The organism is Nonomuraea sp. NPDC005501, from assembly GCF_040605905.1.
Lineage (GTDB): Bacteria > Actinomycetota > Actinomycetes > Streptosporangiales > Streptosporangiaceae > Nonomuraea.
Genome location: NZ_JBEXDT010000127.1, coordinates 1 through 19,983, shown reverse-complemented (window position 1 = coordinate 19,983; position 19,983 = coordinate 1). Strand labels below are relative to the sequence as shown.

23 protein-coding genes and 1 pseudogene are annotated in these 19,983 nt (G+C 70.6%); 9 read left to right on the top strand and 15 right to left on the bottom strand.

Annotated features, from left to right (window positions below; all coding sequences use genetic code 11):
* The 6 genes and pseudogenes from ABZS51_RS38415 to ABZS51_RS38390 all read left to right on the top strand — a co-directional run.
* Positions 1 to 205: pseudogene (locus tag ABZS51_RS38415) on the top strand (type I pantothenate kinase); the annotation flags it as partial.
* 60 nt (positions 206 to 265) lie between these two features.
* Complete coding sequence (locus tag ABZS51_RS38410; RefSeq protein ID WP_355451995.1) at positions 266 to 1,222, top strand: DUF389 domain-containing protein; 957 nt, start codon at positions 266 to 268, stop codon at positions 1,220 to 1,222.
* 10 nt (positions 1,223 to 1,232) lie between these two features.
* Complete coding sequence (locus tag ABZS51_RS38405) at positions 1,233 to 2,138, top strand: ABC transporter ATP-binding protein (RefSeq protein ID WP_355451992.1); 906 nt, start codon at positions 1,233 to 1,235, stop codon at positions 2,136 to 2,138.
* Positions 2,131 to 2,985: an ABC transporter permease gene (locus ABZS51_RS38400; protein ID WP_355451989.1), complete on the top strand. Its 855-nt coding sequence runs from the start codon at positions 2,131 to 2,133 to the stop codon at positions 2,983 to 2,985. The genes ABZS51_RS38405 and ABZS51_RS38400 overlap by 8 nt, the downstream gene beginning before the upstream one ends.
* Positions 2,982 to 3,896, top strand: a complete 915-nt coding sequence (locus ABZS51_RS38395; RefSeq protein WP_310708489.1) for an ABC transporter ATP-binding protein — start codon at positions 2,982 to 2,984, stop codon at positions 3,894 to 3,896. Before ABZS51_RS38400 ends, ABZS51_RS38395 begins: the two co-directional genes overlap by 4 nt.
* Positions 3,897 to 3,946: 50 nt before the next feature.
* Complete coding sequence (locus ABZS51_RS38390; protein ID WP_355451986.1) at positions 3,947 to 4,663, top strand: ABC transporter permease subunit; 717 nt, start codon at positions 3,947 to 3,949, stop codon at positions 4,661 to 4,663.
* 67 nt (positions 4,664 to 4,730) lie between these two features.
* Here ABZS51_RS38390 and glmM read toward each other — a convergent pair whose 3' ends face one another.
* From glmM to rplM, 3 genes are read right to left on the bottom strand one after another with little or no spacing between them, the layout of a single operon-like run.
* A complete protein-coding gene (gene glmM / locus ABZS51_RS38385) occupies positions 4,731 to 6,077 on the bottom strand; it encodes a phosphoglucosamine mutase (RefSeq protein WP_355451983.1) in 1,347 nt (448 codons plus the stop codon).
* A 1-nt stretch (position 6,078) separates the two neighbouring features.
* Positions 6,079 to 6,600, bottom strand: coding sequence for a 30S ribosomal protein S9 (gene rpsI, locus ABZS51_RS38380; protein ID WP_310708492.1), 522 nt, complete (start codon positions 6,598 to 6,600; stop codon positions 6,079 to 6,081).
* A gap of 26 nt (positions 6,601 to 6,626) precedes the next feature.
* Entirely contained in the window at positions 6,627 to 7,070 is a 444-nt protein-coding gene (rplM, locus tag ABZS51_RS38375; RefSeq protein WP_310708493.1) for a 50S ribosomal protein L13, read from the bottom strand.
* A 310-nt stretch (positions 7,071 to 7,380) separates the two neighbouring features.
* Between rplM and ABZS51_RS38370 the strand changes: the two genes are divergently transcribed.
* From ABZS51_RS38370 to ABZS51_RS38360, 3 genes are all read left to right on the top strand, one after another.
* On the top strand, positions 7,381 to 8,133 hold the full coding sequence (locus ABZS51_RS38370; RefSeq protein WP_355451979.1) for a CAP domain-containing protein: 753 nt from the start codon (positions 7,381 to 7,383) through the stop codon (positions 8,131 to 8,133).
* A 24-nt stretch (positions 8,134 to 8,157) separates the two neighbouring features.
* Entirely contained in the window at positions 8,158 to 9,075 is a 918-nt protein-coding gene (locus ABZS51_RS38365) for a hypothetical protein (RefSeq protein ID WP_355451976.1), read from the top strand.
* A 249-nt stretch (positions 9,076 to 9,324) separates the two neighbouring features.
* Positions 9,325 to 12,273 (top strand): hypothetical protein, encoded by a 2,949-nt coding sequence (locus tag ABZS51_RS38360; RefSeq protein WP_355451973.1) that lies wholly within the window; start codon positions 9,325 to 9,327, stop codon positions 12,271 to 12,273.
* A gap of 48 nt (positions 12,274 to 12,321) precedes the next feature.
* Here ABZS51_RS38360 and truA read toward each other — a convergent pair whose 3' ends face one another.
* From truA to ABZS51_RS38300, 12 genes are all read right to left on the bottom strand, one after another.
* Positions 12,322 to 13,221 carry a tRNA pseudouridine(38-40) synthase TruA gene (gene truA / locus ABZS51_RS38355; protein ID WP_355451970.1) on the bottom strand — a complete coding sequence of 300 codons (900 nt, stop codon included), beginning with the start codon at positions 13,219 to 13,221 and terminating at the stop codon, positions 12,322 to 12,324.
* Positions 13,222 to 13,361: 140 nt separating this feature from the next.
* A complete protein-coding gene (gene rplQ / locus ABZS51_RS38350) occupies positions 13,362 to 13,910 on the bottom strand; it encodes a 50S ribosomal protein L17 (protein ID WP_310708498.1) in 549 nt (182 codons plus the stop codon).
* A 152-nt stretch (positions 13,911 to 14,062) separates the two neighbouring features.
* Entirely contained in the window at positions 14,063 to 15,079 is a 1,017-nt protein-coding gene (locus tag ABZS51_RS38345) for a DNA-directed RNA polymerase subunit alpha (RefSeq protein ID WP_310708499.1), read from the bottom strand.
* 103 nt (positions 15,080 to 15,182) lie between these two features.
* Positions 15,183 to 15,809, bottom strand: a complete 627-nt coding sequence (rpsD, locus tag ABZS51_RS38340) for a 30S ribosomal protein S4 (RefSeq protein ID WP_310708500.1) — start codon at positions 15,807 to 15,809, stop codon at positions 15,183 to 15,185.
* A 20-nt stretch (positions 15,810 to 15,829) separates the two neighbouring features.
* The gene (gene rpsK / locus ABZS51_RS38335; RefSeq protein WP_020542285.1) at positions 15,830 to 16,234 is read right to left on the bottom strand and encodes a 30S ribosomal protein S11; all 405 of its coding nucleotides are present in this window, start codon (positions 16,232 to 16,234) and stop codon (positions 15,830 to 15,832) included.
* Between the two features lie 45 nt (positions 16,235 to 16,279).
* Positions 16,280 to 16,660, bottom strand: coding sequence for a 30S ribosomal protein S13 (rpsM, locus tag ABZS51_RS38330; protein WP_310708501.1), 381 nt, complete (start codon positions 16,658 to 16,660; stop codon positions 16,280 to 16,282).
* 250 nt (positions 16,661 to 16,910) lie between these two features.
* Entirely contained in the window at positions 16,911 to 17,024 is a 114-nt protein-coding gene (gene rpmJ, locus ABZS51_RS38325) for a 50S ribosomal protein L36 (protein WP_003956441.1), read from the bottom strand.
* Positions 17,025 to 17,049: 25 nt separating this feature from the next.
* Entirely contained in the window at positions 17,050 to 17,271 is a 222-nt protein-coding gene (gene infA / locus ABZS51_RS38320; protein WP_012887858.1) for a translation initiation factor IF-1, read from the bottom strand.
* A gap of 435 nt (positions 17,272 to 17,706) precedes the next feature.
* A complete protein-coding gene (locus ABZS51_RS38315; protein WP_355451965.1) occupies positions 17,707 to 18,123 on the bottom strand; it encodes a hypothetical protein in 417 nt (138 codons plus the stop codon).
* A 100-nt stretch (positions 18,124 to 18,223) separates the two neighbouring features.
* Positions 18,224 to 18,643, bottom strand: a complete 420-nt coding sequence (locus tag ABZS51_RS38310; RefSeq protein ID WP_355451962.1) for a DUF1707 domain-containing protein — start codon at positions 18,641 to 18,643, stop codon at positions 18,224 to 18,226.
* 32 nt (positions 18,644 to 18,675) lie between these two features.
* Positions 18,676 to 19,485 carry a type I methionyl aminopeptidase gene (gene map / locus ABZS51_RS38305; protein WP_355451959.1) on the bottom strand — a complete coding sequence of 270 codons (810 nt, stop codon included), beginning with the start codon at positions 19,483 to 19,485 and terminating at the stop codon, positions 18,676 to 18,678.
* A 114-nt stretch (positions 19,486 to 19,599) separates the two neighbouring features.
* On the bottom strand, positions 19,600 to 19,983 hold a 384-nt coding region (locus ABZS51_RS38300), incomplete at its 5' end, for a nucleoside monophosphate kinase (RefSeq protein ID WP_355451956.1).

Genomic DNA, 19,983 nt, shown 5'->3' with positions numbered 1-19,983 from the left:
CGCCTTCGAGGACCCCAAGTCGTACTTCCGGCACATCGCCGAGCTGTCGCACGACGAGGCCACGAAGTTCGCCGTCAACGTCTGGCGCGACATCAACGAGCGCAACCTCGTCGAGAACATCGCCCCCACCCGGGGCCGCGCCGACCTCGTCCTCCACAAGGACGCCCAGCACTCCGTCCGGCGGGTGCGCCTGCGCCGCACCTGACCTCCCGGCTCCGCTACCCGGCTCCGACTACCCGGCTTCGACTACCGCGAGAATGGCCCGATGCTCCACCTGCGACTGATCAGCCCCTCCTCCCGCACCGCCGAGGTGACGGCGGTGCTGGAGAGGTGCACCGGCGCGACCAACATCATCGTCCTGCCCGACGCCGCCCGGACGCCCAAGGGCGACGTCGTGCTCGCCGACGTGGCGCGCGAGTCGGCCAACGAGGTGATCAGCGACCTCGGCTGGCTGCGCGAGGAGGGGTCGATCGCCGCCGAGAACATCCAGCTCACGATCTCCAAGGTCGCCGACGAGGCGGTGGCGGAGGCGCCGGGCGACCCGGACGACGCGGTCATCTGGGAGGAGCTGGCGCAGCGCGTCCACGCCGAATCCCGCATCACCTGGGCGTACCTCGCCTTCCTGGCGATCGCCACGCAGATCGCCGCCATCGGCGTGCTACAGAAGTCGATCATCCTGATCGTCGGCGCGATGGTCCTCGGTCCCGAGTTCGGCGCGATCGCGGCCATCTGCTTCGGGCTGCTGCGCGGGCGCTGGCACCTGATCGCCGGCGCCTGCAGGACCCTGGTGGTGGGCTTCGCCATCGCCATCGCCGTGACGGTCGCCTGCGCGCTCGTCTCGCGCGGGCTCGGCTGGATCGATCCGTCGCATCTGCGCGGCAACAGCGAGGTGCAGTTCATCGTCAAGCCGGACCGGTGGTCGTTCATCGTGGCGCTGCTCGCGGGCGTGGCGGGGGTGCTGTCCGTCACGGCGGGCAAGTCGTCGGCGCTCATCGGCGTCTTCATCTCGGTGACCACCGTGCCCGCCGCGGGCTACGCGGCCGTGGCGATCGCGCTCGGCGACTGGCCCGAGGTCGCGGGCTCGGTCTCGCAGCTGTCGGTGAACGTCGCCGGCATGGTGATCGCGGGCACCGCCACCCTCGTGGTGCAGCACAGATTCTGGCCTCAAGTAGGACGCGCGTCCTCCGTACGGCCGATGCGGCGGCAGCAGGGCGGCGGGTAGTGTCCCGATCATGCACATCCTCGACACCGAGGGGCTGACCAAACGCTTCCCGACCGTCACGGCGCTCGACGGGCTGACCGTCACCGCCGGACCCGGAGTCACCGGCCTGGTCGGGGCCAACGGGGCGGGCAAGTCGACGCTGATCAAGATCCTGCTGGGGCTGCTCCCGCCCACGGCCGGCGGCGCCCACGTGCTCGGCCTCGACGTCGCGACGCAGGGGGCCGACATCCGGCGGCTCGTCGGCTACATGCCCGAGCACGAATGCCTGCCGCCCGACGTCTCCGCCACCGAGCTGGTCGTCCACCTCGCCCGGATGTCCGGGCTCCCCCGCACGGCCGCCCGCGAGCGGGCCGCCGACGTGCTGCGCCACGTCGGGCTGGCCGAGGAGCGCTACCGCGCCGTCGGCGGCTACTCCACCGGCATGAAGCAGCGCGTCAAGCTCGCCCAGGCGCTCGTCCACGACCCCAAGCTCATCCTCCTGGACGAGCCGACCAACGGCCTCGACCCGCGCGGACGCGACGAGATGCTCGCCCTGATCCGGCGCATCGGCACCGAGTTCGGCATCAGCGTGCTGGTCACCTCCCACCTGCTGGGCGAGCTGGAGCGGGTGTGCGACCACGTGATCGTCATCGACGCCGGGCGGCTGCTGCGCTCGTCCGCGATCGGCGAGTTCACCCAGGCGACGCGCAGCGTCACGGTCGAGGTCGACGAGGGCACCCAGGCCCTGGCCGACCGGCTGACCGAGCTGGGCCACGGCGTCGCGCCCCACGGCCGGATGCTCCTGGTGGAGGTGTCCGGCCCCGAGACGCTGGACGCGATCCGCGACGCGACCGCCGACCTCGGCCTCTGCCTCATCCGGCTCGAACGCGGCCGGCACCGCATCGAGGACGTCTTCAAGGAGGCCGCCGGTGTCTGAGATCTACGACATCGGATACCGCCACTACGACGGCCCCCGGCTCGGCCGCGGCCACACCACGCTGGCGCTCACCGTCCACAGCCTGCGCGGCGTCTTCGGCCTCGGCCGCCCGGCGCGCGGCAAGATCGTGCCGTTCGCGCTGGCGGCCATCATGGTGCTGCCTGCCGTCGTGTCGATCGCGATGATGGCGCTGCTGCGGCAGCGCGGCATGAGCTACAGCGGCTTCGCGGTCTACATGCAGGCCGTGCTGGCCATCTTCCTGGCCGCGCAGGCGCCCACGGTCGTGGCCCCCGACCTGCGCTTCCGGGTCCTGCCGCTCTACCTGTCGCGCCCGGTCACGATCACCGAGTACGTGGGCGCCAAGGTCGTCGCGATGACCCTCGCCCTCTACGCGCTGCTCGCGGTGCCGATGACGGTCATGTTCCTGGGCGAGCTGCTCGTGGACCTGCCCGGGGCGCCGCGCACCAAGGAGTACGCGGGCGCCATGGCCACCGGGCTGCTGCTCGCACTGCTGCTGGCGGCCTTCGGCCTGGCGATCGCCTCGCTGACGCCGCGGCGCGGGCTCGGCGTCGCCTCGGTCATCGCCGTCTACCTGCTCGCCTCGGCGTCCGTGCCGATCCTGTACGGCACGCTGCTGTCGGCCGGCAACGACGACGCCGCCCGGTGGGCCTGGCTGATCAACCCGTTCTGGCTGGTGGACGCCGTCCAGGTGTGGCTGTTCGGCACGACGCCGAACTCGGAGGGCGGCTATCCCGGCGGCCCTGTGTCCTTCGTCATCGTGGTCCTGCTCATCGCCGCCGCGGCGGCGGCCCTCGCGCTCCGCTACCGGAAGGCGGCCTCGCGGTGAACATCGAGCTGGCGCAGGTCTCGCGCTGGTACGGCAATGTCGTCGCGGTCAACGACGTGACCATGACCATCAAGCCCGGGGTCACCGGGCTGCTCGGTCCCAACGGGGCGGGCAAGTCGACGCTGCTGCACATGATGGCGGGGTTCCTCGCCCCGTCGAGCGGCACGGTCACCCTGGACGGCACCCGCGTCTTCAAGAACCACCAGATCTACCGAAATATCGGTCTCGTCCCGGAGCGGGAGGGCGTGTACGGCTTCCTGACCGGCTGGCAGTTCGTGCTGTCGGCCGCCCGCCTCCACGGCCTGCCCGACCCCGTCGAAGCCGCCCGCAAGGCGCTGGCCACGGTCGAGATGGAGGAGCCCAAGGACCGGCGCGTCGAGACGTACTCCAAGGGCATGCGCCAGCGCGTCAAGGTGGCCGCCGCCCTCGTCCACGACCCGCCCGTGCTGCTGCTCGACGAGCCGTTCAACGGCATGGACCCGCGCCAGCGGCTGCACCTCATGGACCTGATCCGCTCGATGGGCGCCGCCGGCAAGACCATCCTGTTCAGCTCCCACATCCTGGAGGAGGTCGAGCGGGTGGCCCAGCACATCGAGGTACTGGTCGCAGGCCGGCACGCCGCCTCCGGCGACTTCCGCGAGATCCGGCGGCTGATGACGGACCGGCCGCACCTGTTCCGCATCCGCAGCAGCGACGACCGGCGGCTGGCCGCGGCCCTGATGCGCGACGACTCGGCCGGCGGCGTCTCCCTCGGCTCCGACGGGCTGGAGGTGCGGGCCGTGGAGTTCCGCGGCTTCGCCCGCCTCCTGCCCCTGGTAGCCCGCGCCGAGGGCATCCGCCTGCACGAGGTCTCCCCCGCCGACGAGGACCTCGAAAGCGTCTTCTCCTACCTGATCAACCGGAGCACCTGAATGAACCCGCGAGGGATACCAGCGACCGAGCCGCCGAACGGAGTGAGGCCATGAACACCGTGGTCGCAGGTATCACGTACCGGGCGCTGCTGGGGCGGCGGCGGATCGTGCTGCTTCTGCTGTTGCCCCTGGCGCTCCTGGCCCTGGCCGTGCTGCTGCGCCTGGCCGGCAGCGACGACCAGCGCTCGGCCATGCTGCTGATGCAGAACTTCGCCATCGGCACCATGCTGCCGCTGCTCGGCCTCATCGCCGGCACCGGAGTGATCGCCCCCGAGATCGACGACGGCACGATCATCCACCTGATGTCCAAGCCGATCTCCCGCCCGGCCATCGCCCGGACCAAGTTCCTCGTCGCGGCGTCGCTGCTGGCGCTGTTCGCCTCGGTGCCGACCTACGTCGCGGCCTGGCTGCTCGTGGGCAACGAGGACGGGATCGCGTCCGGGTTCGCCGTGGGCACGCTGGTGGCGGGCATCGCGTACGCGGCGGTCTTCCTGCTGCTCGGCGTGGTGACGCGCCACGCGGTGACGATCGGCGTCGTCTACGCCCTGGTCTGGGAGGGGTTGGTGGGCGGCTTCGTCCCCGGTGCCCGCAAGTTCTCGGTCCAGCAGTGGGGCCAGTCGATCGCCGACCAGATCTCCACCTCGCCGTTCCTCAGGGCCGACGTGACGCTCGGCTTCGCCGTACCGGCCCTGGTGATCGTCACGGTGCTGGCGGTCCTGTGGGCGGGGCAGCGGCTGCGCGTCTTCTCCCTCACCGGCGACGAGTGAGCGGCCTCAACCACGAGAAAGGGGTACGGCGCATGCCGTACCCCTTTCTGCTGCCTTGCCGTCCGGATCAGGCGCAGACCACCCGGACCACGTCGGCGAGACGCTCGGCCACCTTGGTGGCCTGATCCTCCGAGGAGGCCTCGACCATCACGCGGATCATCGGCTCGGTGCCGCTCGGCCGGATCAGGACCCGGCCGGTGTCACCCAGCTCGGCCTCCGCGTCGGCGACCGCCGACACGAGCTCGGCCGCCTTGGCCTTGGCCTTGTCGACGTCCTTGACGTTGATGAGCACCTGCGGCATCGGCGTCATGATCGAGGCCAGCTCGCGCAGCGGCTTGCCCGAGGACGCCACCACCGCCAGCAGATGCAACGACGTCAGCAGCCCGTCACCCGTGGTGGCGTGGTCCAGCATGATCACATGGCCGGACTGCTCGCCGCCGAAGTTGTAGCCGTCGGTCTTCATGCGTTCCAGCACGTAACGGTCGCCCACCGCGGTCTCCACCACGGTGATGCCCGCCTCGCGCATGGCCAGCTTGAACCCCAGGTTGGACATCACGGTCGCGACCACGGTGTCCTTGGCCAGCGTCCCCTCGGCACGCATGGCGGCCGCGAGGATCGCCATGATCTGGTCGCCGTCGACGACCGCGCCGGTGTGGTCCACCGCGAGGCAGCGGTCGGCGTCGCCGTCGTAGGCGATGCCGACGTCGGCGCCGCGCGAGATCACCACCTGCTGGAGCTTGTCCAGATGGGTGGAGCCGTGGCCGTCGTTGATGTTGAGACCGTCGGGGCGCGCCCCGATCGCCTCCACCTGGGCGCCGGCCCGCAGCAGCGCCTCCGGCGCCACCATGTGCGCGGCCCCGTGGGCGCAGTCCACGACGACGCGCAGGCCGTCGAGCCCGCCCCGCATCGTGGCCAGCACATGGGTGATGTACCGGTCGGCCTCACCGTAGGCGTCACGCACCCGGCCGACGGCCGAGCCGACGGGGAAGCTCCAGTCCTCGCCGAGCCGCCGCTCGATCTCGTCCTCGACCGAGTCGGACAGCTTGAAGCCGCCCCGGGCCAGGAACTTGATGCCGTTGTCCGGCGCGGGGTTGTGCGAGGCCGACAGCATGACGCCGAGGTCGGCGCCGAGTGCCGCGGTGAGGTGGGCGACGGCCGGGGTGGGCAGCACGCCGAGGCGCAGCACATCCACTCCGGACGACGCCAGGCCGGCGACCACAGCGGCCTCGAGGAACTCCCCCGAGGCACGCGGGTCCCGGCCCACGACCGCTATCGGACGACGTCCGGTAGCGGCGAACGCGCCCGCATCGCCGAGGACATGAGCCGCCGCGACCGAAAGGTCCATGGCGAGCTCCGCCGTGAGGTCGCGCCCCGCGACCCCACGGACCCCGTCGGTGCCGAAAAGGCGCGCCAACTCAGCGCTTGCTGTACTGCGGAGCCTTGCGGGCCTTCTTGAGGCCGTACTTCTTCCGCTCCGTGGCGCGGGCGTCACGGGTGAGGAAGCCAGCCTTCTTCAGCGGGGGCCGGTTGACCTCGACGTCCAGGATCGACAGCGCGCGGGACAGGCCCATGCGCAGGGCGCCGGCCTGGCCGGTCACGCCACCGCCGTCGATGCGCGCGATGACGTCGAACGCGTCCTCGGCGCCGAGCACCACGAAGGGCTCGTTGACGATCTGCTGGTGGACCTTGTTGGGGAAGTAGACGTCCAGAGAACGCCCGTTGATCGTCCACTTGCCGGTGCCGGGGACGATGCGCACGCGGGCGATCGCCTCCTTACGGCGGCCGGTGCCGTACGAGTTGCCCGTGGTGACGGGCTTGCGCACGGGGGCGTCAGCGCTGGCAGCGGACTCGGTGGTGTACTCGGAAGGGAACTCCTCGCTGGAGAAGTCTTCCACCTCGGCCTCGACGGCCGTCTCGACACCGGTGGGCTCAGCCACGGTTCTCCTCTAACTCTTTTGAAGTGCTACTGGGCGATCTGGGTGATCTCGAACGGCACCGGCTGCTGGGCCTGGTGCGGGTGCTCGGACCCCGCGTAGACCTTCAGCTTCTTGGCCATCTGCCGGCCGAGGGAGTTCTTCGGCAGCATGCCCCTGACGGCCTTCTCGACCGCCTTGTCCGGCCGCTTGTCCATGAGCTCGCCATAGCTGACGGAACGCAGACCGCCCGGGTAGCCCGAGTGGCGGTAAGCCTTCTTCTGCTCACGCTTGTTGCCGGTGAGCGCGATCTTGTCGGCGTTGATGACGATGACGAAGTCACCGGTGTCGACGTGGTTGGCAAAGATCGGCTTGTGCTTGCCGCGGAGCAGGATCGCGACGTGGCTGGCCAGCCGGCCCAGCACGACATCGGTCGCGTCGATGACGTACCACTGACGCTGGACGTCGGCGGGCTTCGGTGAGTACGTGCGCACGGTCGTAGCCTTCTTTATGCTCGCGTCTTCGGCGCGCTGCCGGATGCGACAGCGCTGGGTTCGGTCGGTGCGGGCACACGACGGCCCGGACCTTCCGTCTCCACATAGATGGGAGATGACGCCGGACGCGCCGCGCATCGGTCACGCTGGACCTATGCACACAACGAACGATTAGGCTACCCGCCCCAGGGGGCGCAGGTCAAAAGACCGGTAACCTCGCACGAGTCTACCCGACCACAGAACGGTTCTATTTCGGTTCCCGGCAATCCCTTCTTTACCATGAGCCGACATCTCTATCGTTGGTGGCCGTATGTGGCAGAGCTCTCACACCCGGCACACCCAGCGGAGCGCACGGCGCCGGAGTCACCTGGGCGTGCTGGTCTGCCTCATGGCCGCGCTGTTCTTCACGGGAGTGCTGCTGGGCCGGATGAGCGACGGCGCCGAGCCGACCGGCCACATCTACCTCAGCGAGACCGCCCCGCCCCTCACCCCCAAGGCGACGCCGACGCCCAAGCCGGCGCGGCCCCGCGCCGACCGGATCGCGCGGGCGACCACGACGGCCACCGCGCTCCCCCGCGGGCGCAGCCGGGTCCAGCCCACCAGGACGCCGACCGGTGACCTCATCCCCGGCTACACCGCCGGTGACCCGACGCGCGTCCTCGGCGAGGAGGTCCTGCAGCTCTCGCCGGCCATGGCGGCCAAGGTCGTCAGCCTCACGAACTCCGCCCGCCTCAAGCGCGGCTGCGGCCCGTTGCGCGTCGACGCCAGGCTGACCCGCTCAGCCCGCGCCCACTCGATGGAGATGGCGAAGTACAGCCGCCTCGTCCACGAGTCGCCCGACGGCGGGTCCCCGTGGGACCGCATGGAGCGGGCCGGATACCGGGCCGGCGCCGCCGAGAACATCGGCCGCGGCTACGCCTCCCCGGAGGAGGCTGTGCAGGGCTGGCTCGACAGCCGTGACCACCGCCAGAACATCCTCAACTGCCGCATCCGCGCCATCGGCGTCGGCGTGGTGTCCGGCGCCGGCGGCCCGTGGTGGACCCAGGACTTCGGATATTCCTGACAGCCTCGCGGTAATCTCGCCCGCATGGGTTTCCCCGACGACAGCGAGAGCAGCACCCAGCGCATCGCCAGCCGCTTCCGCAGGAAGCGTGACGACGCCCCCGAGACCGGGGCCTCCCCCGCCCCCGAGCCCAGCGCCTTCGCCCGTCCGCCGTACCAGGATCGCCCGCAGAAGGCGCCGGTCGCCGAGGAGGCCCGCCCCGAGCGGCGCGAGACGTGGAGCCCGTACGCCGAGGGCAAGAAGTCGCGCGGCCCGCTGTGGTTCACGCTCGGCGGCGTCGCGGTGCTGGCCGTGCTCGTGGTCGGTCTGACCATGATGTGGAAGGCCGGGAGCTCCGATTCCGCCGCCACCGCCCCGCGCCGCACCTCCGCCCCGCTGCCGTCCGCGCCCCCCGGCAAGTACGGGTACGCGGCCCAGCGGGCCACCGACCCGGATCCGCTCACGGTCAAGGAGCTGTTCCCGAGCAAGAAGTTCGCCGTGTCCGGCCGCTCGTACGAGATGACCGTCACCAGCAAGCTCAAGAAGTGCGGTGACGGCGCGCTCGGCAGCAAGCTGCAGAAGGCGCTGACGGCCGGCAAGTGCACCCAGCTCATCCGCGCCAGCTTCCGCGACAAGGCCGGCAAGGTCATCGGCACGGTCGGCGTGGCCAACCTCAAGACCGGCAAGAACGCCACCAAGGTCGCCTCCGCCGGCAGCGACACCAACTACGTCAAGCCGCTGCCCGGCAAGGACGCGGTCACCAAGCTCGTCGGCTCCGGCAGCGGCGGCGCCCAGGTGTGGACGCACGGCCACTACGCGGTCATGATCTGGTTCCAGAACAAGGACGGCAGCAAACCCGACAAGAAGAGCCAGAAGGCGATCATGCGGACGGCCGACGAGATCGCCAAGGCGACCGTCTTCAAGGCACTCGACACGCGCTCGCTGACCGGCCACCCCGCCTAAATCGCTCCTTTCACCCAACAAGGTCACAAAGCACTCACCTGATGCCGCCGGGAACGCCCATACCGCCATGACGATCTTCCGAGTCTCGCTAGGCTCGCCCTTATGCGTGGCCAGGAACCTGGGTCTGAGCACGATCGTGGAGACGCCGACGGCGCGGCGGCACCGGCGACGCCACCGCCGAGCTTCGGCCGGCCCGCTGAGCGACATGCCCCGCCGCCGTCCGCTCCGCCCTCCGCCGAGCCGTCCGACGTGACGGGGCGCGAGCGTCCCCCGTACACCTGGGGCCCGCCGCCCGTGCCCCCGTCCGCGCCCGCACCACCGCCCGAACAGGACATGCCGCTGTACGGCACGTCGCCCCAGGACATGCCGCCGTACGGCACGTCACCCCACGGCACGTCGTCGTACGGCATGTCGTACGGCAGCGGCGAGCACGCGGCCACACCGGGCCAGGGCGGCAGCGGCCTCCCGGCGGACGCGCAGCCGTGGGAGGTGCCGGGGCGAGACGCCGCGCCGTACGACTGGTACGCGGACGCCCCGTACACCCACGCGACCATCTCCCACCTGCCGCAGGGGGACACCGGGTCCGCGCAGGGGAACGCCGGGCCCCCGCAAGGGCCCACCGGATCTCCGCAAGGGCCCACCGGATCTCCGCAAGGACACACCGGATCCACGCAGGGGCCCGCACCGGCCGACGCCGCCACGCCGTGGGCCTCGCCAGAGCCGGACTCGTGGGCGACCGACCCGTCCGCTCCTTGGCCTCCTCCCGAGCCGGGCCCCTGGCACGTGCCCGCCGCCCAAGCCGCCGCCGAGCCCCCGGGACAGGCTTTCCCGCCGGCGCCACCGACCGGCTCGCCCGAGCAGCCCCCGCCGTGGGCCGCCGGCCCGGTGGTGCCCGGCGCGCCGCCCTGGGAGCCGCCGCCCGCCTTCACGGCCGCAGCCGCGGGCATGCAGGTGTGGCCCGCACCCGTCGCCGACCCGCCCGCCATGCCCCCGTGGCCCGCCGCCACGGGCGAGCCCGTCCCCGGCCTGGACAGCGACGCGGCCCTCACCACGGACCACCTGGCCCCGGACGCCAGGACGCACGCCGACCCCAACACCACGGCGCCCCACGCGTTCCCGTCCCCCTCGGCGGCCCCGTACGGATCCGCCCACCACACCGCAGGTCCTCACCAGGCACCGGGACCCGAGACCGCGCACACCCCGCCTCCGCACGGCTTCGACCCCAACGCCACACTGCCTGACGTACTCGATGCCGACTCGACCGCCTCCCATCCCATCGAGACGGGCCGCCCACCCCGCGCCGCCGCACAGCCGCCGGCCTCGGGCGCCACCGGTGCGGGCCGGCCCGCACCCCACGCGAACGACACCCTCCCCGCCGGGGCACAGTGGTCCGGCCCCGGAGACACCGTTCCGCACCTGCCCCGCCCGGCCACGGCCCCCGGCACGTCACCGCACGCCCAGCAGCATGCCCCGACCGGCCCCCAGCCCGCCGCACCCAGCGGCTCCCCTGAGCACCCGCACGGCGCACGCCCTCCTGAGCCCAGCGACGTCCCGGTCTGGCCGCCCGCCGAGGCCCATCCCCACGCCCAGGGGCCCACCGCCCCACAGCCGACCACTCCCGCCCACACCGGCACACCTCACCAGGGCACGCCTCAAGCGAGCACATCCCGGGAAGATGCTCCCCAGACGGGCGTGGCCCAGGGAGGCACCGCCCACGTGGGCGCGCCGCAGACGGGCACGTCCCAGGGAGGCACGCCCCACCCGGCCACCGCGACACCAGGCGCCCCTCACCCGGCCGCCACCTCACCGGGCGCACCACAGCAGGACGCGACCGCACCCCACCAGAGCGCCGCTTCCGCCGTCCCGGGTCAGCCCACCGCCGCTCACCCCCCGAACGGCCGGCCCGCGCCCGGCCCCTCGAACCCGGGCCAGCCCACGGCCCCCCACCCCGCCCCCGGTCGGCCCATGGCCGGTCCGCCGAACCCGGGCCGGCCCACGGCCCCCCACCCCGCCGGCCACAGCGCCCCCGGCCAGGCCCCGCCTGGTCACCCCGTGCCCGGCCAGACCACTCCGCCCCACGCCGCCCCGGGACAGAACCCTCCCGGGCAGAACGGGCCAGGCCCGGTCGGGCCCGGACAGAACGGGCCAGGTCCGGTCGGGCCCGGACAGACCGGGCCAGGTCCGGTCGGTGCCAACGGCCCCCAGGCCGGGCGTCAGTCCGGTGCCTGGCCGCCCCCTCCCCAGACGGAGGAGCAGCGTCAGGAGGAGCAACTTCCCGAGCTGCCCTTCAGCCGCGAGATCTGGGGCAAACCGAGCACCCCGCCGCCCCGCTCCCCCCTCTCGCCCGCCGCGTTCGACCTGCCCACCCCGCCCCCGGGCGGCGTCGGCGGTCACCCGATGGGCGCGTTCAAGCAGCCACCGGCCGCCCCCACCCCGCCGGCCGCCCAGCCGAACAAGGCCAGGCGGGCCGTCCTGGCCGTTCTCGGCGTGGTCGTCCTCGGAGGCGTGGCCACCGGCGGCTTCTTCGCCTACAAGTCGCTGAGCGCGCCCCCGCCCACGGCGGCCACCCGGCAGCCGACGGCGCCCACCACCGCCCACGCGCCGTCCGCGTCCGCGCCCTCGGCCGTGTCCCCCACGGCCGGCGCTCCGTCGAGTGCCCCGGCGGCGGCCGTGCTCGACTCCGAGGTGACGGACAAGCGCAAGCTGTCGCTGACCGAGGCGTTCCCGGAGAAGAAGGTGGACGCGGCCGGCGCCGCGTTCTCACGGGTCGTGACCGACATGGAGGGCGACTGCCGCAAGGCCGCCGCGGGGCCGTTCGCCGAGGCGCTGCACGACCAGAAGTGCAGCAGGGTGCTGCGGGCGACGTACGTGGACAGCAAGCGCCGCTACGCGGTGACCAGCGGCATCGCGGTGCTTCCCACCAAGGACGCCGCCATGCGGGCCGACCAGGCCAAGAACCTCGCCCGCAACCTCTGGTTCCGCGCCCTGCCCGGTCCCGCCGGCTCGGGCGGGGAGCGCGTCGACATCGCGGGCGGGTACGCGGCCGGCCTGGTCTGGGGTCGGTACATCGTGTTCAGTTACGCCACCTACGCCGACGGTCACACCCCGGCGGCGAAGGACCGGACGCTGGGCAAGGTCAGCGACGCCTTCCGCGACGAGATGTCGCTCGTCCTGGAGCGCCGCATCTCCAACGACTGACCCGGTGAACGCACCCCGGCAACACGCACGCCAAGGACGTGGCGGAGGTCAGAGGGAGCGGACGCGTCGCGTCGCGGCGGCGCGTACCGCCAGCTCTTCCGCCGGCGGGTAGCCGACCTCCTCCAGGCACAGGCCGTGCGCGGGCGCGACGTGCACCCCGCTGTCCCGTACGGCCCCCGCCAGCACCTGGGCCGGCCACGGGATCGGCCGCCGGCCGTCGCCCACGGCCAGCAGCGCCCCCACCAACGCCCGCACCATCGAATGGCAGAACGCGTCGGCCACCACGGTCGCCACCAGCAGCCCGTCGTCCTGACGCGCCCACTGCAGCCGTTGCAGCTCGCGGATCGTGGTGGCGCCCTCGCGCTTCTTGCAGAACGCCGCGAAGTCGTGCTCGCCCAGCAGCCGCTCGGCGGCGATGTTCATGCCGTCGAGGTCGAGCGGGCGGTTGTGCCACACGACCTCCCGGCGCCGCAACGGGTCGCCCCCTCCGGGCGCGTCGCTCACCCGGTACGCGTACCGCCGGGACAGCGCGGAGAACCGGGCGTCAAAGCCCTCAGGAGCCACCGAGACGCGATGAACCCGTACATCCCGCGCCAGTACCCCCGCCAGCCGTCGCACGAGCGTAGCGAGCCGCTCATCGACGTCCAGCGGCAAGTCCTCCGGGGCCGCGCCGGCGGAGGGCTGCTCCTCCGGTGAGGCGGACGCGCGGCGGTTGCGGTCGAGCTCGGACAGCGCTCCCACCGCGACGTCGACGTGCGCCACCTGATGCCGGGCATGGACACCGGCGTCCGTCCGCCCCGCCACCGTGAGCGCGGGCGGCTCCTCCAGCCGCAGGATCCGGCCGAGCGCCTGCTCGATCTCGCCCTGCACGGTACGCCGGCCCGGCTGGCGGGCCCAGCCGGAGAAGTCGGTGCCGTCGTACCCGAGGTCGAGGCGGAGCCGTACCACGAGCTACCTCCCAGAGCCGTGCATCAGCACGGCAGATGCCAGCACAACGAAAACCACCACAGCGAAAACCACCACAGAACGCGAAACGGGCCCGGCACCCCGTGAGGGGGCCGGGCCCGCGACGCCTGGGACCTGAAAGATCAGGCCTCGTCCTTCTTCGCCTCGGCCGAGGCGTCAGCCTCGTCAGCCTGAGCGGCGGGCGCCTCGTCGGCGGCCGCTGCCTCAGCGGCCGGAGCCTCGGTCGCCTCAGCCGGAGCCTCGTTCTCCTCGGCCTGCGCCGGCGCCGCGGCGGCGGCCGGAGCGGCGGCGCGGGAGACGCGAACCGGGTTCAGCGGCTCGGTCACCAGCTCGATGACAGCCATCGGAGCGTTGTCACCCTTGCGCGGACCCACCTTGGTGATGCGGGTGTAGCCGCCCGGACGCTCGGCGAACGTGGTCGCGAGATCCGTGAACAGGTGGTGGACGACGCCCTTGTCCTTGACGACCGCGAGGACCTGGCGACGGTTGTGGATGTCGCCCTTCTTCGCCTTGGTGATCAGGCGCTCCGCCACCGGGCGAAGGCGCTTGGCCTTGGCGACCGTGGTGCGGATCTTGCCGTGGCGGAACAGGTCCGTGGCCAGGTTGGCCAGGATCAGCTTCTCGTGCGCCGGGCTGCCGCCAAGACGTGCACCCTTGGTGGGCTTGGGCATGGGGATCTCCTTGTGAGTTAACCCGCCCCGGCCGTGCCAGGTACCGGAGTCGGGCCGGTCGCAGTCGTTCGATGCGATCCGTTATCGTCGCCCGCGCCAGGCGGCTGGGCCGCCCGGCGCGAGGGTTCGCGAGGAAGAGCCCTCGCGATGGTTCAGTACTGCTCGGTCTCGACGTACGCGCTGTCGTCGTCGTCGTAACCGGCGCCGGCCACCGCGCTCGGGTCGAACCCGGGCGGGGAGTCCTTGAGCGCCAGCGACATCTCGTGCAGCTTCTGCTTGACCTCTTCGATCGACTTGGCGCCGAAATTCCTTATGTCCAGCAGGTCCTGCTCGCTGCGCGCGACCAGCTCACCCACGGTGTGGATGCCCTCGCGCTTGAGGCAGTTGTAGGACCGGACGGTCAGGTTGAGCTCCTCGATCGGCAGCGCCAGGTCGGCCGCCAGAGCGGCGTCGGTGGGCGACGGGCCGATGTCGATGCCCTCGGCCTCGACGTTGAGCTCACGGGCCAGGCCGAACAGCTCGACGAGGGTCTTACCGGCGGAGGCCACCGCGTCGCGGGGCTTCATGGCCGGCTTGGTCTCGACGTCGAGGATCAGGCGGTCGAAGTCGGTGCGCTGCTCGACTCGGGTCGCCTCGACCTTGTAGGTGACCTTGAGCACCGGCGAGTAGATGGAGTCGATCGGGATGCGACCGATCTCCTGGCCGGGCTGCTTGTTCTGCGCGGCGGAGACGTAGCCGCGACCGCGCTCGACGGTCAGCTCCATCTCCAGCTTCGCCTTGCCGTTCAGCGTGGCGATGCGCAGCTCGGGGTTGTGCACCTCGACACCGGCCGGAGGCGCGATGTCGGCGGCGGTGACCTCACCCGGGCCCTGCTTGCGCAGGTACATCACGACCGGCTCGTCGTGCTCGGAGGAGACGACCAGCTCCTTGAGGTTGAGGATGATGTCGGTGACGTCTTCCTTGACCCCGGGAACGGTCGAGAACTCGTGCAGCACGCCCTCGATCCGGATGCTCGTCACGGCCGCGCCCGGAATGGACGACAGCAGCGTGCGGCGGAGCGAGTTTCCGATGGTGTAGCCGAAGCCCGGCTCCAGCGGCTCGATGATGAACCGGGACCGGGTCTCGTCGATCGACTCTTCGAGAAGAGTCGGGCGCTGAGCGATCAGCATGCGGGTTCTCCCCTTGTCGTGTGGCGACCGCTATATGACGCCACTCCGCTATACAGCCTAAATGGCGTACGGGCGAGCCGTACGCCATCAGGCAGACGAGTTGCTACTTGGAGTAGTACTCGACGATCAACTGCTCCTGGACCTGGGTGTCGATCTGCTGCCGGACGGGCAGCTGGTGAACCAGGACGCGGAGCTTCTCCGGCACGACGCCCAGCCAGGCCGGGACGGTGCGGTCGCCGGCGGTGGCGCGAGCCACCTCGTACGGCAGAAGGTTGCGCTTGGTCTCGCGCACCTCGATGATGTCGTGCTCGCGCACGCGGTACGACGGGATGTCGACCTTCTTGCCGTTGACCAGGATGTGGCCGTGGCGGACCTGCTGGCGGGCGGCGTCACGCGACTGGGCGAACCCGGCGCGGTACACCACGTTGTCGAGGCGGCTCTCCAGGATCTGGAGGAGAACCTCACCCGACTTGCCGCTCTTGCCCGCGGCTTCCTCGTAGTAGTTGCGGAACTGCTTCTCGAGGACGCCGTAGATCCGGCGGGTCTTCTGCTTCTCGCGAAGCTGAAGCTGGTACTCGGACTCCTTGGGACGTCCGCGACCGTGCTCACCCGGCGGGTAAGGGCGAATCTCGATGGGGCACTTGGCGGACTCGCACTTGCTGCCCTTGAGGAAGAGCTTGGTCTTCTCGCGACGGCAGAGCTTGCAGTCCGCGCCCGTGTAACGAGCCATTTCTCAATATCTCCTGGGGATCAGACGCGGCGGCGCTTCGGCGGACGGCAGCCGTTGTGCGGCACCGGGGTGACGTCCTGGATCGAACCCACCTCGAGGCCGGTGGCCTGGAGGGAGCGGATCGCGGTCTCGCGACCGGAGCCGGGGCCCTTCACGAAGACGTCGACCTTGCGCATGCCGTGCTCCATGGCGCGGCGAGCGGCGTTCTCGGCAGCCATCTGGGCGGCGAACGGGGTGGACTTACGGGAGCCCTTGAAACCCACGTGGCCGGCGCTGGCCCAGGAGATCACGTTCCCGTTGGGGTCCGTGATCGAGACGATCGTGTTGTTGAACGTGCTCTTGATGTGGGCGTGCCCGTGAGCGACGTTCTTCTTTTCCTTGCGGCGCACCTTCTTGGGCGCACCCTGACGGCTCTTAGGAGGCATCCTTTGCCTTCACTCCTGAGGTGTTCGGTCCCGCGGCTGCGAGGACTACTTCTTACCGGGCTTCTTCTTGCCGGCCACGGTCTTCTTCTTGCCCTTGCGGGTGCGCGCGTTGGTCTGGGTGCGCTGGCCGTGGACGGGCAGGCCCTTGCGGTGCCGGATGCCCTGGTAGCAACCGATTTCGATCTTGCGACGGATGTCGGCCTGGACCTCGCGACGCAGGTCACCCTCGATCTTGAAGTTCGCCTCGATGTAGTCACGCATCGGGACGAGCTCGTTGTCGCTGAGCTGGTGGACCCGGAGGTCGCCGCTGACACCGGTCGCCTCGAGGATCTCCTGGGCGCGGGTGCGGCCGATTCCGTAAATGTAGGTGAGAGCGATCTCCAGCCGCTTTTCGCGGGGGAGGTCGACGCCAACCAGGCGGGCCATGGTCGGGCATTCTCCTTCGTGGTGGCGGAGGTCTTACGCCTCATCTCCCCTCCCCATGCCCGGGGTGAGGGCCCCGGCCTCCGACCGGGGGTCTCCTGAGTGGTCCGGCCTTCCGTGCACGTCCCGGAGCCGAAGCCTCGGGGCGGCACGCCGCCTGCTCAGGTGTGAAGCGTTACTACAGTCCCAGGCTTCTCATGCGTCGAGCCCGCTCCCTGAAATCGGGGCGGACTCGGAGAAGCCTTTGCGGCGACTAGCCCTGACGCTGCTTGTGGCGCAGGTTGTCGCAGATCACCATGACGCGACCGTGCCGGCGGATCACCTTGCACTTGTCGCAGATCTTCTTGACGCTCGGCTTTACCTTCATTGTCCTTCGTGTTCCTCAGACGTCTTCACTTGTATCGGTAGACGATCCGCCCACGACTGAGGTCGTAGGGGCTCAGTTCCACGACCACCCGGTCGTCGGGGAGGATTCGGATGTAGTGCATCCGCATCCGTCCGCTGATGTGGGCCAGGACCTTATGGCCGTTGTCGAGCTGCACCCGGAACATGGCGTTCGGGAGCGACTCAACCACAGTGCCCTCAATCTCGATGGCGCCGTCTTTCTTGGCCAAAATCCCTCGCGTTTCACTGATCGATCGTCTGAGGCTCCGGTTCACTAAGCAGCCGCGACTTCACGCTTCGAAGAGAGCGACGGCCGGCAAGGACCGCCGACGCGTGATAGTCATAGTGAGCCGACTAAGGAGTGTACGACACCTGAGCCTAAAACGCGAAACGCGTGCCAGGTGTCCTGACACAACCACGAGACAGTTTACCCCACACCCAAGAGCGCGTGACCCACCCCGGCGGCCGCGCCCCTTCCGTGAGCACGCCCTTGGCATGCGTGAGGCCCGCCGGCGGGATGCCGGCGGGCCTCGGAGCCGGAGCCGCGGGAGCCCGGACGACGTGCGAGGTGGTGCCGAAGGCGACGCCCGTGGTGGCCGCCCCCGTGGTGACCGCCCCCGTGATGGCCGCCCGTGGTGACCGCGCCCGTGGAATGCGGTGGAGCATCAGTAGATGCGGTAGACCTTGCCGCAGTCGTTGAACTTGCCGCCCCAGCAGGTGTACGTGTAGACCCGGGCGAGCCCCTTCTTCGACCAGGTCTCACTGCGCGAGCCGTCCCACTGGCGGACGAACTTGCCGCCGCCCCCGCCCTTGACCTCGTACCGGAACCAGATCCAGCCGGACTTGGGCGTGGACTCCTTGCCGTACCACTTGGTGTAGACCCGGCCACCGGACTTCCAGGTGTAGCCGTAGCTCTGGGCCCTGTGGCTCTTGGAGTAGAACGTGCCCCACTTGTGGACCGGGGCGCTCCGGGCCGCGCCGGCCGTGGCGGTGGTGGTGGCCGCCTGGGCGGCGGGGGCGGCCAGGGCGAGCCCGGTGGCGAGGGAGCCGGCGAGGGTGGCCGCCGCGATGAGCTTCTGCATGTCTTCCTCCGGTGAGTCGGTGCTTCTCGATGCGACTCACGTTAGGAAGATTCGATTGTCCGATCTGTGAAGGAATACGCAGAGTGCACTAGTGCACACTTCAGCGCTTCTTCGAAGATCCCCCGGACCCGAAGATCGTGCTCATCAGCAGGATCACACCCCACGGGCCCATGACCCACAACGGCCACGGATAGATGACGTGCTCGGCCGTCACGCTGACGATCAGCCAGATGACCCAGTTCACGGAGCTGGCCATCGCCCATGAGGCCCACGCGGCCCGCATGCCGGCGTGCGCCTTGGCCTGCTTGGCCGCCGCCTTGTCGGTCTTCTTGGCGAGCTGCCGGTGGCGCAGGTCCACGTCGGGCAGGTCCGAGGTCAGCCGCTGGAGCTCGCCGTAGGTCTTGCTCTGGTAGAGGTGTTCCAGCCGCTCGTTGAACTCCTCCATGGTGATCCGGCCCTGGGCGGTGTGCTCGCGGAGCACTGCGGCCACCCGGTCGCGATCGGCATCGGAAGCACGCATTTCGGGGCTCTGTGCCATCCCACCACTCCCGGTCAGTTGTGCGGCTGCGCCAGGCGCGATTCGCCCCCGTCTAGAGCGGTAAGCACCCAAGGTCCATTATGTGTCACGGCGACGCTGTGTTCGAAGTGCGCGGACTGCTTGCCGTCGATGGTGATGACGGTCCAGTCGTCGGCCAGCACGCGGGTCCGGGGCGTGCCGAGGTTGACCATCGGCTCGATGGCCAGGCACATGCCCTCCTCCAGCAGCGGGCCCTTGCCCGGCCGGCCGTGGTTGGCGATCCACGGATCCATGTGCATCTCGGTGCCGATGCCGTGGCCGCCGTACTCCGGCGGGATGCCGAATCGGCCCTGCGACCGGACGTAGCGCTCGATCTCGTAGCCGATGTCGGACAGGTGGCGGCCGGGAGTGAGCGCGGCGATGCCGCACCACATGGCCTCCTCGGTGATCCGCATCAGCTCCGTGAGCTCCGGGGCCACCTCCCCCACGGGAACCGTCACGGCCGAGTCGCCGTGCCACCCGTCGAGGATGGCGCCGCAGTCGATCGAGATGATGTCGCCCTCACGCAGCTTGCGGGCCTTGGTCGGGATCCCGTGCACGACCTCCTCGTTGACCGACGCGCAGATCGTCGCGGGAAAGCCCTGGTAGCCCTTGAACGACGGGACCGCGCCCTCTTCCCTGATCGCCTTCTCGGCGATGACGTCGAGGTCGAGCGGCGTCATGCCCGGCTCGACCGAGCGCTTCAGCAGGTCCAGCGTGCGCCCGACGACGAGACCGGCCGAGCGCATCTTCTCCAGCTGCTCCGCCGACTTGATCTGAATTCCATGCCTGTTCTTCTTGAACACGTTTCGGCACCCCTAGGGTTGGCAACGAGCGGACGCGGGAGCCCAATTCCCCCCACAATAGCCGCGAGGTGGCACGAAGAAATCTCGTGCCACCTCGTCAGTCCGTCAGCAGAGCTATCCCGTGAAAGGGCGGATCGCCTCCATGGCACGCTCGGTGACCTCCTCGACCGGGCCGGTCGCGTCGACACCGACCAGGATGCCCTCGTCGGCGTAGTAGGCGATGAGGGGTGACGTCTGCTCCTGGTAGACCTCCAGGCGGTGCCTGATGGTCTCCTCCTTGTCGTCGTCACGCTGGAACAGCGCGCCGCCGCAGACGTCGCACCGGTCGTCCTTCTTGTCGTCGAACTCCACGTGCCAGATGCGGCCGCACTGGCTGCACGTGCGACGGCCGGCGAGGCGGCGGACCACCTCGTCGTCGTCGACCACGAGCTCCAGCACCAGGTCGAGCGCCAGCCCCCAGTCCTTGAGCATGTCGCGCAGGATCTCGGCCTGCGGGAC